This window comes from Actinomadura bangladeshensis (assembly GCF_004348335.1).
Lineage (GTDB): Bacteria > Actinomycetota > Actinomycetes > Streptosporangiales > Streptosporangiaceae > Spirillospora > Spirillospora bangladeshensis.
Genome location: NZ_SMJW01000290.1, coordinates 1 through 9,391 on the forward strand (window position 1 = coordinate 1; position 9,391 = coordinate 9,391).

General features: G+C 71.0%; 8 protein-coding genes. All 8 read left to right on the top strand.

Annotated elements, in window-relative coordinates; translation table 11 throughout:
- Positions 1-124 precede the first annotated feature (124 nt).
- A complete protein-coding gene (gene glmU / locus E1284_RS34880; RefSeq protein ID WP_279433103.1) occupies positions 125-1,570 on the top strand; it encodes a bifunctional UDP-N-acetylglucosamine diphosphorylase/glucosamine-1-phosphate N-acetyltransferase GlmU in 1,446 nt (481 codons plus the stop codon).
- Positions 1,571-1,735: 165 nt separating this feature from the next.
- The gene (locus E1284_RS34885) at positions 1,736-2,716 is read left to right on the top strand and encodes a ribose-phosphate diphosphokinase (protein WP_131944427.1); all 981 of its coding nucleotides are present in this window, start codon (positions 1,736-1,738) and stop codon (positions 2,714-2,716) included.
- Between the two features lie 246 nt (positions 2,717-2,962).
- Entirely contained in the window at positions 2,963-3,586 is a 624-nt protein-coding gene (locus tag E1284_RS34890; protein WP_131944428.1) for a 50S ribosomal protein L25/general stress protein Ctc, read from the top strand.
- A gap of 107 nt (positions 3,587-3,693) precedes the next feature.
- A complete protein-coding gene (gene pth / locus E1284_RS34895) occupies positions 3,694-4,269 on the top strand; it encodes an aminoacyl-tRNA hydrolase (protein ID WP_131944429.1) in 576 nt (191 codons plus the stop codon).
- Positions 4,270-4,521: 252 nt separating this feature from the next.
- Entirely contained in the window at positions 4,522-6,006 is a 1,485-nt protein-coding gene (locus tag E1284_RS34900; RefSeq protein ID WP_131944430.1) for a sugar transferase, read from the top strand.
- Positions 6,007-6,089: 83 nt separating this feature from the next.
- Entirely contained in the window at positions 6,090-7,019 is a 930-nt protein-coding gene (locus E1284_RS34905; protein WP_131944431.1) for an inositol monophosphatase family protein, read from the top strand.
- 76 nt (positions 7,020-7,095) lie between these two features.
- The gene (cysD, locus tag E1284_RS34910) at positions 7,096-8,013 is read left to right on the top strand and encodes a sulfate adenylyltransferase subunit CysD (protein ID WP_131944432.1); all 918 of its coding nucleotides are present in this window, start codon (positions 7,096-7,098) and stop codon (positions 8,011-8,013) included.
- Positions 8,014-8,045: 32 nt separating this feature from the next.
- Positions 8,046-9,308: a sulfate adenylyltransferase subunit 1 gene (locus E1284_RS34915; RefSeq protein ID WP_131944433.1), complete on the top strand. Its 1,263-nt coding sequence runs from the start codon at positions 8,046-8,048 to the stop codon at positions 9,306-9,308.
- Positions 9,309-9,391 lie beyond the last annotated feature (83 nt).

Genomic DNA, 9,391 nt, shown 5'->3' on the forward strand with positions numbered 1-9,391 from the left:
GGGTGACAGGTGGGGAGCGGGCGGTATCCTGCCCGTGTTGGGTGCGTTCCGGCCTGCCGTGGTGTGATCTCGCAGGTGGGCGCGTCCTAGACCGATCCCGTCCGCGATGCCGAGGAGCCTCCTTGTGAGCGCTGCGAGCCGACCGGCCGCCGTCATCGTTCTCGCCGCGGGCGAGGGCACCCGGATGAAGTCCCGAAAGTCGAAGGTCCTGCACGAGCTGTGCGGGCGCAGCATGCTCGGGCATGTGCTGGCCGCGGCGCGGCGGCTGGAGCCCGAGCGGCTCGTCGTCGTCGTCGGGCACCGCCGCGAGCAGGTGATCGAGCATCTCGGCGCGCACGCGCCCGATGCCGAGGCCGTCGTCCAGGAGCACCAGGGCGGGACCGGCCACGCGGTGCGCATGGCGCTGGAGCAGACCGGCGCCCTCGACGGGACCGTGGTCGTCACCAACGGCGACCACCCGCTGCTGCGGGGCGAGACCCTGCAGGCGCTCGTGCGGGTGCACGAGGGCGAGGGCAACGCCGCGACCGTCCTGACGACCGAGATGCCGGACGCCACCGGGTACGGGCGGATGGTCCGGGCCGCCGACGGCGGCGTCGAGGCGATCGTCGAGCACAAGGACGCGACGGACGCGCAGCGGGCGATCAACGAGATCAACGTCGGCATGTACGCGTTCGACGGGGCGCTGCTGGCCGACGCGCTGAAGCGGGTGACCACCGACAACGCGGGCGGCGAGGAGTACCTCACCGACGTGGTGGCGATCGTCCGCGAGGACGGGCACCGCGCCGGTGCGCACCTGGTCGCCGACTGGGTCGAGACCCAGGGCGTGAACGACAAGGTCCAGCTCGCGCAGGCGCGCAGGCAACTGAACGACCGGATCCTCGAAGCGCACATGCGGGCCGGGGTCACGATCGTCGACCCCGCGTCCACGTGGATCGACGTCGACGTGACCGCCGAGCCCGACGCCGAGATCCACCCGGGCACGCAGCTGCACGGGAAGACGCATCTCGGCGAGGGATCGCGGGTCGGGCCGGGGTGCACGCTGACCGACACGACGGTCGGCGAGGGCGCCACGGTGATCAACGCGGTCTGCGTGGAGGCGGAGATCGGGCCCGAGGCCTCGGTCGGTCCTTACGCCTATCTGCGGCCGGGAACCCGGCTGGCCCGCAAGGCCAAGATCGGGACGTACGTCGAGACCAAGAACGCCGACATCGGCGAGGGCACGAAGGTGCCGCACCTGACCTACGTGGGCGACGCCGAGATCGGCGCGGGCTCCAACATCGGCGCGAGCTCGGTGTTCGTGAACTACGACGGTGTGGACAAGCACCGCAGCGTCATCGGGTCGCACGTGAAGGTCGGCAGCGACAACATGATCGTCGCGCCGGTGACGGTGGGCGACGGCGCCTACACCGCGGCCGGATCGGTGATCGTCCAGGACGTCCCGCCGGGGGCGATGGCGGTCGCGCGGGCGCGGCAGCGCAACGTCGAGGGCTGGGTGGAGCGCAGGCGGCCCGGTACGCCGGCGGCCGACGCGGCCCGGCGGGCGAAGGCCGAGGAGGAGGGCGCGCCCTAGCGCGGTCCGGTGAGGACTGCCCCGCTTCGGAGCGGGGACGTGGAGGACAGCGGCGTCTTCCGGTGACAACAGAGCAACCCGTGCGCCCGGCTCTTGTGGTGCGCGGGGGAGTGGGGACGACACCCCACGGGTAAGGCACGTTCCATTGAGGGGGAGTTGTCAGAGGTGAGTGGGATCAAAGCGAGCGGTCAGAAGAAGCTGATGCTCTTCACCGGCCGAGCCCACCCGGACCTGGCCAAGGAAGTCGCCGACAACCTCCACATCGAGCTGACTCCGACGTCGGCGTACGACTTCGCCAACGGTGAGACGTTCGTACGGTTCCTCGAGTCGGTGCGCGGCTCGGACGCCTTCGTGATCCAGAGCCACACGGCTCCCATCAACCAGTGGATCATGGAGCAGCTGATCATGGTGGACGCGCTCAAGCGCGCGTCCGCCAAGCGGATCACCGTGGTGGCGCCGTTCTTCGGGTACGCGCGGCAGGACAAGAAGCACCGCGGCCGCGAGCCGATCTCGGCGCGGCTGATGGCGGACCTGTTCAAGACGGCGGGCGCGGACCGGTTGATCACGGTCGATCTGCACACGGCGCAGATACAGGGCTTCTTCGACGGCCCGGTGGACCACCTGTTCGCGCTGGACCTGCTGGCCAGGCACTTCGAGAGCCGGCTGGACACCTCGCTGGTGACGGTGGTCGCGCCGGACGCGGGCCGGGTGCGGGTGACCGAGCGCTGGTCGGACCGGCTGGGCGGCGTGCCGATGGCGATCATCCACAAGAAGCGCGACCCGGACGTGGCCAACGAGGTGAAGGTCTTCGACGTCGTCGGCGAGGTCAAGGGCCGCACCTGCGTGGTGGTCGACGACATGATCGACACCGGCGGGACGATCGTGAAGGCGGCGGAGGCGCTGTTCGAGCAGGGCGCGGCGAAGGTCGTGGTGGCGGCGACGCACGGCGTGCTGTCGGGCCCGGCGGTGGACCGGCTGAAGAACTCGCGGATCTCCGAGGTGGTGCTGACGAACACGCTGCCCATCCCGGAGGACAAGCGGTTCGACAAGCTGACCGTGCTGCCGATCGCTCCGCTGCTCGCCCGCGCGATCAACGAGGTGTTCAGCGACGGTTCGGTGACGAGCCTCTTCGGCGGCCACAGCTAGCCCTGCGGGGTGGCGCGGGTCTCGGCGGGCTCTGGCGTTTCGCGGCGCGGCGATCGGCTAGACTCTTTGAATCGCGCATGCCTCCGGGTCGTTCAGTGCGGTGCCGGTACAGGGGCCGCACTCCCCGGGGGACGCAACGAATCTTTGAGGCGCCCGCCCTTAGTCGGCGTGCGTGGATCGCAACTGTCCGTAGCGGACGTCCGACGCCGGACGGCCGTGGATCGCAACAAGCAGGGAGTTTTCGCCGTGTCCGAGGTACGCATTGCCGCCGAGCCGCGCACCGAGTTCGGTAAGGGTGCCGCGCGGCGCACCCGCCGGGCCGGCAAGGTGCCCGCCGTCCTCTACGGTCACGGCACCGACCCGCAGCACATCTCGCTGCCGGGGCACGCCCTGATGCTGGCGCTCAAGACCCCGAACGTGCTGCTGACCATCGAGGGTCTCGGCGGCGGTTCGGAGCTGGCGCTGCCGAAGGACGTGCAGCGCGACCCGATCAAGGGCTTCCTGGAGCACGTCGACCTGCTGCTGGTGAAGCGCGGCGAGAAGGTCGTCGTCGACCTGCCGGTGAACGTCGTCGGCGACGTGGTCGCGGGCGGCCAGGTGGCGCAGACGGAGGTGGAGATCTCCGTGGAGACGGAGGCGACCAACATTCCGGAGTCGGTCGACCTGGACATCTCCGGCCTGGGGGTCGACTCGCAGGTGCTGGCGAAGGACCTGAGGCTGCCGTCGGGGACGACGCTCGCGGCGGACGAGGACACGCTGATCCTGCAGATCCTCGACGCGACGGCGGCGACGGCTCCCGAGGCCGGGGCCGAGGCCGCCGAGGGCGAGGGCGAGGCCGCCGAGGGTGAGGCGGAGGCCGCCGCCGAGTAGGGCGGACGGCGTTTCGCCGCATGGTTCCTTCATGGCCCCCGCGGGTGCGTGCGCACCGGCGGGGGCCGTGTTCGTGCATGGAGAGCGTTCGTGCGTGAGGAGTTCGGGTGAGCGCGGATCTCTGGCTGGTGGTGGGGCTCGGCAACCCCGGTCCCTCGTACGCGGGGAACCGGCACAACGCGGGGTTCATGGTGCTGGACGTGCTGGCGGCGCGGGCCGGCGGCCGGTTCAAGTCGCACCGGGCGCGCGCGGACGTGCTGGAGGGCCGGCTCGCGGGGACGCGGGCGGTGCTGGCGAAGCCGCGGTCGTTCATGAACGAGTCGGGCGGGCCGGTGAAGGGCCTGTGCGACTTCTACAAGGTGCCGGTGGAGCGGCTGGTCGTCGTCCACGACGAGCTGGACATCCCGTTCGGCGCGGTGCGGCTGAAGCAGGGCGGCGGTGACAACGGTCACAACGGCCTGCGGTCGCTGACGAAGTCGCTGGGGTCGAGGGAGTACCAGCGGGTGCGGTTCGGCGTGGGCCGGCCGCCGGGGCGGATGGACGCGGCGGCGTTCGTGCTGAAGGACTTCTCCGCGGCCGAGCGCAAGGACCTGGCGCTCGAGGTCGACCGGGCGGCGGACGCGGTGGAGGCCCTGATGGCGGACGGGCTGGCCGCGGCGCAGAACGTGTTCCACGCGGGTTGACCGGATCCGGCCGCGGACGGGCCTGGACAGCGGTCGATCATGCCGCTGCGGTTGACTATTCGTCCGGGTTCATCGTGGTTTGCCGATGTTGTTGGGGTGATGGAGGCGTTCCCTCCGTGACCACGGCAAAGCACACGTAAGATGCTGCTCGATCGAGGTTCGAGATGCATGTGAACCTCACGCGACGTTCAGCCGTCTTCGGTGTGAACCGTGCTGTCGGGGCGCGCGTTACAGGGGATTGGTGAGTGGTCTATGGCCGTCGTTGACAAGGTGCAGGCCGAGTCATCGATTCGCCATGAGCGGGGGCATGCGCCCTCGCAGAACTGGAGCGGGTCGTACCGCCGGGTCGCCCGGTGCCTCGATTTCGTCAGCATGCTGCTGGCGGGCGTGATCGCGTTCGTGCTCCGGTTCCCCGGGGTGCCGATGGATCCGGACGCGGCGAACGCGCCGTACGTCGCGCTGACCGTCGCCCTCCCCCTGCTGTGGCTGCCGACGCTGATGATGTGCCGGGCCTACCAGCCCCGCTACATCGGCGTGGGGTACGAGGAGTTCCACCGCGTCATCCGCGCGGGCTTCATCCTGACGGCCGCGGTCGCGATCGTGGCGTACGCGACGAAGACCGAGGTGGCGCGCGGGTACGTGGTGATGGCGCTGCCGCTCGGCACGTTCCTCGCGCTGGTCGCGCGGTACCGGCTGCGCAAGTGGCTGCACAAGCGGCGCTGGAACGGCGAATGCATGCGGCGGGTCGTCGCGGTCGGGCACCGCACGTCGGTGGCCGACCTGATCCGGGAGCTGCGCAAGAAGCGGTACCACGGCATGGACATCGTGGCGGTGTGCCTCCCGCCGGCGCTCGCGTCCGGTGACGACGCGGTCGCCGCGGTCGAGGACGTCCCGGTGCTGGGCGACTTCGCGCAGGCGGCGGCGGTCGCCGAGCGGATCGGCGCGGAGTCGGTGGCGGTGCTGGCGTGCCCGGAGATGGACGGGGTGGCGCTGCGTCGGCTGGCGTGGCAGATCGAGCGCAACGACATCGAGCTCGTGGTGGCGCCGGCGCTGATGGACGTGACCGGCCCGCGGATCTCGATCCGCCCGGTGGCGGGCCTGCCGCTGCTGCACGTGGAGCACCCGGAGCTGGACGGCGGCCGCAAGCTGTTCAAGGGCCTGTTCGACCGCACGGCCGCGCTCGCGGGACTGCTGGCGCTGAGCCCGCTGATGCTGATCGTCGCGTTCCTGATCAAGGTGACGAGCGCGGGCCCGGTGATGTTCCGGCAGGTCCGGGTGGGGCGCGGCGGCCGCGAGTTCACCGTGCTGAAGTTCCGCACGATGGTGCAGGACGCCGAGGCCCGCAAGACCGAACTGGTGCAGCTGAACGAGAACGACGGCGTGCTGTTCAAGATCCGCGAGGACCCGCGGATCACCCGGGTGGGCCGGTGGCTGCGCCGCTACTCGCTGGACGAGCTGCCGCAGCTGATCAACGTGCTGCGCGGCGAGATGTCGCTGGTGGGCCCGCGCCCGCCGCTGCCCGAGGAGGTCGCCCAGTACGGCGGCGACGTGTACCGGCGGCTGGTGGTGAAGCCGGGGCTGACGGGCCTGTGGCAGGTGAGCGGGCGCTCGGACCTGTCCTGGGAGGAGTCGGTCCGGCTCGACCTGCGCTACGTCGACAACTGGACGCTGGCGCTCGATCTCCAGATCATGTGGAAGACCTGGTCGGCGGTCCTGAGGGGCTCCGGGGCCTACTGAGCGGGACCGGGCATCGGGCCGGCTCGGGTAGGCATGAGAAAGTAGACCGAACAGACCATTCGAGTCGGGAATGTGATCAGCGGATGAGGGATGTGGACGACCACGCGCTGGCGGCGGAGCTCGCCGGTGCGGCGGGGCGGCTGCTGCTCGGTGTTCGGGACGAGGTCGGGTACGGGGACGCGCGCGTCCTGAAGGACACCGGCGACCTGCGGGCCCACGAGTACCTGATGGCGGCGCTGGCCGAGCGCTGTCCGGGCGACGCCGTCCTGTCGGAGGAGGGTCGTTCCTCGGTGGCGGGGAAGCGGGCGGAGGGCGACGAGCGCGCCCCGACCCGCAACACCGCGACCGCCGAGCGGCTCACCGCCGGCCGCGTGTGGATCGTCGACCCGCTGGACGGCACCCGCGAGTTCTCCGAGGAGGGCCGCCGCGACTGGGCCGTCCACGTGGCGCTGTGGGAGCGGGACGCCTCCGGCCGGGGCCGGCTGGCCGCCGGCGCGGTGGCGCTGCCGGCGCAGGGCCTGACGCTGCGCACGGACGCGACGGGCGGCGCCTCGCTCGTCCGGACGGACCCGGGGGAGCCCGACCCGGTGACGGCCGGTCCGGGGTCCGCGCAGCCGCGCGAGGTCCCGCTGCACGTACCGGCGCCGGACGCGGGCAAGCTCCGCATCGCGGTGAGCCGGACGCGGCCGCCGGAGTTCGTCCGGCGGCTCGCCGCGGAGCTGGACGTCGACGTGGAGCTGGTGCCGATCGGGTCGGCGGGCGCGAAGATCTCCGCGGTGCTGCTCGGCGAGGTCGACGCGTACGTGCACGCGGGCGGCCAGTACGAGTGGGATTCGGCGGCGCCTGCGGCGGTGGCGCTCGGCGCGGGCGCGCACGCGTCCCGCGTCGACGGGTCGCCGCTGGAGTACAACCGGGAGGACCCGCGGCTCCCGGATATCCTGGTGTGCCATCCCGTCTCGGCGCCCATGCTGTTGACCGGCATCGCGGGAGTCAGCGGCGCACAGCCCGATTGATTTGTTCCGGGTGGGACGTCCCGTCCCGTGACCATCGGTTGCATCTGCCAGACCAGCGTGGAGAGAGACCCAGACCATGCAGCGTTCGGATTACCTGCTGTCGCAGTTGGACGTCCTTGAAGCCGAGTCGATCCACATCTTCCGGGAGGTGGCGGCCGAGTTCGAACGGCCGGTGCTGCTGTTCTCGGGCGGCAAGGACAGCCTGGTCATGCTGCGGCTGGCCGAGAAGGCGTTCTGGCCGGCGCCGATCCCTTTCCCGGTGATGCACGTCGACACCGGGCACAATTTCCCCGAGGTGATCGAGTTCCGCGACCGGCGGGTGGCCGAGCTCGGGGTGCGGCTGGTGGTGGCGTCGGTGCAGGACGCGATCGACAGCGGCCGGGTGGCCGAGCAGAAGGGCCGCCGCGCGTCCCGGAACCGGCTGCAGATCGTGCCGCTGCTGGACGCGATCGAGGAGCACCGGTTCGACGCGGCGTTCGGCGGGGCGCGGCGCGACGAGGAGAAGGCCCGCGCCAAGGAGCGGGTGGTGTCGTTCCGCGACGAGTTCGGCCAGTGGGACCCGAAGAACCAGCGCCCCGAGCTGTGGAACCTGTTCAACACGAAGATCGAGCAGGGCGAGCACGTCCGGGTGTTCCCGCTGTCGAACTGGACGGAGCTCGACATCTGGGACTACGTCCGCCGGGAGGGGATCGACCTCCCCTCGATCTACTTCGCGCACACCCGCCGCGTGTTCGAGCGGGACGGGCTGCTGCTGGACGCCGAGACGGGCTTCGCGCACCGCGGCGACGACGAGCCGGAGTTCGCGGCGACGGTCCGGTACCGGACGGTCGGCGACGCGTCCTGCACGGGCGCGGTGAAGTCGTCGGCGGCGACGCTGGACGAGGTGATCGAGGAGATCGCGGCGACCCGGATCACCGAGCGCGGCCAGACCCGCGCCGACGACCGGACCAGTGAGGCCGCGATGGAGGACCGCAAGAAGGAGGGCTACTTCTGATGGCCGGTAACGAGGAGCCCGCGGGCAAGCCGATGGACCTGCTGCGGTTCGCCACCGCCGGCAGCGTCGACGACGGCAAGTCGACCCTGATCGGGCGGCTGCTGTTCGACTCCAAGTCCATCTTCGAGGACCAGCTGGAGTCGGTGGAGCGCACCAGCACCGAGCGCGGCGAGGAGTACACGAACCTCGCGCTGCTGACCGACGGCCTGCGCGCCGAGCGGGAGCAGGGCATCACGATCGACGTCGCGTACCGCTACTTCGCGACGCCGCGCCGCAAGTTCATCATCGCGGACACGCCGGGGCACATCCAGTACACCCGGAACATGGTGACGGGCGCGTCGACCGCCGACCTCGCGATCATCCTGGTGGACGCCCGCAAGGGCATCCTGGAGCAGTCGCGGCGGCACGCGTTCCTCACCACGCTGCTGCAGGTCCCGCACTTGGTCGTGGCGGTCAACAAGATGGACCTCGTCGACTACGACCGCGCCGTCTACCAGCGGATCGTGGACGAGTTCACCGCGTTCGCGTCCAAGCTGGACGTCACCGACCTGACGTTCATCCCGATCTCCGCCCTGCACGGCGACAACGTCGTCGAGCGCAGCGTGAACATGCCGTGGTACGAGGGCTCGTCGCTGCTGCACCACCTGGAGCACGTCCACATCGCGTCCGACCGGAACCTGATCGACGTGCGGTTCCCGGTGCAGTACGTGATCCGGCCGCACGCCTCGACCGACCCCGAGCTGCACGACTACCGCGGCTACGCGGGGCAGGTCGCGGGCGGCGTCCTGAAGCCGGGCGACGAGGTCGTGCACCTGCCGTCCGGGCTGAGCACGACGATCACCCACATCGACGGCCCGTCCGGCCCGGTGACCGAGGCGTTCGCGCCGATGTCGGTCACGCTCCGCCTCGCCGACGACATCGACATCTCCCGCGGCGACATGATCGCGCGGCCGAACAACCGGCCCGAGGTCGCGCAGGACCTCGACGCGATGGTCTGCTGGATGACCCCGGACCGCACCCTCACCCCGCGCTCCAAGCTGGTCGTCAAGCACACGACCCGCACCGCGAAGACGTTGGTGAAGGCCCTGCACTACCGGCTGGACGTCAACACGCTGCACCGCGACGAGGAGGCGGAGTCGCTCGGCCTGAACGAGATCGGCCGCGTCTCGCTGCGCGTCACGCAGCCGCTGTTCGTGGACGACTACGCCCGCAACCGCCTCACCGGCGGCTTCATCCTGATCGACGAGGCCACCGGCAACACCGTCGCGGCCGGCATGATCCTCGGCGCGAAGTAGGCGGTGGCGCCGCTGCGCGCCTGCCCGGACGCGGCCGCATGGTCGCGCGACCATCCTGAACCACCAGCCCCCGCCCCTTGCCC

Coding starts and splice junctions, on each gene's coding strand:
- E1284_RS34915 (WP_131944433.1), top strand. CDS start 8,046: ATGGACCTGCTGCGGTTCGCCACCGCCGGCAGCGTCGACGACGGCAAG.
- E1284_RS34900 (WP_131944430.1), top strand. CDS start 4,522: ATGGCCGTCGTTGACAAGGTGCAGGCCGAGTCATCGATTCGCCATGAG.
- cysD (WP_131944432.1), top strand. CDS start 7,096: ATGCAGCGTTCGGATTACCTGCTGTCGCAGTTGGACGTCCTTGAAGCC.
- E1284_RS34905 (WP_131944431.1), top strand. CDS start 6,090: ATGAGGGATGTGGACGACCACGCGCTGGCGGCGGAGCTCGCCGGTGCG.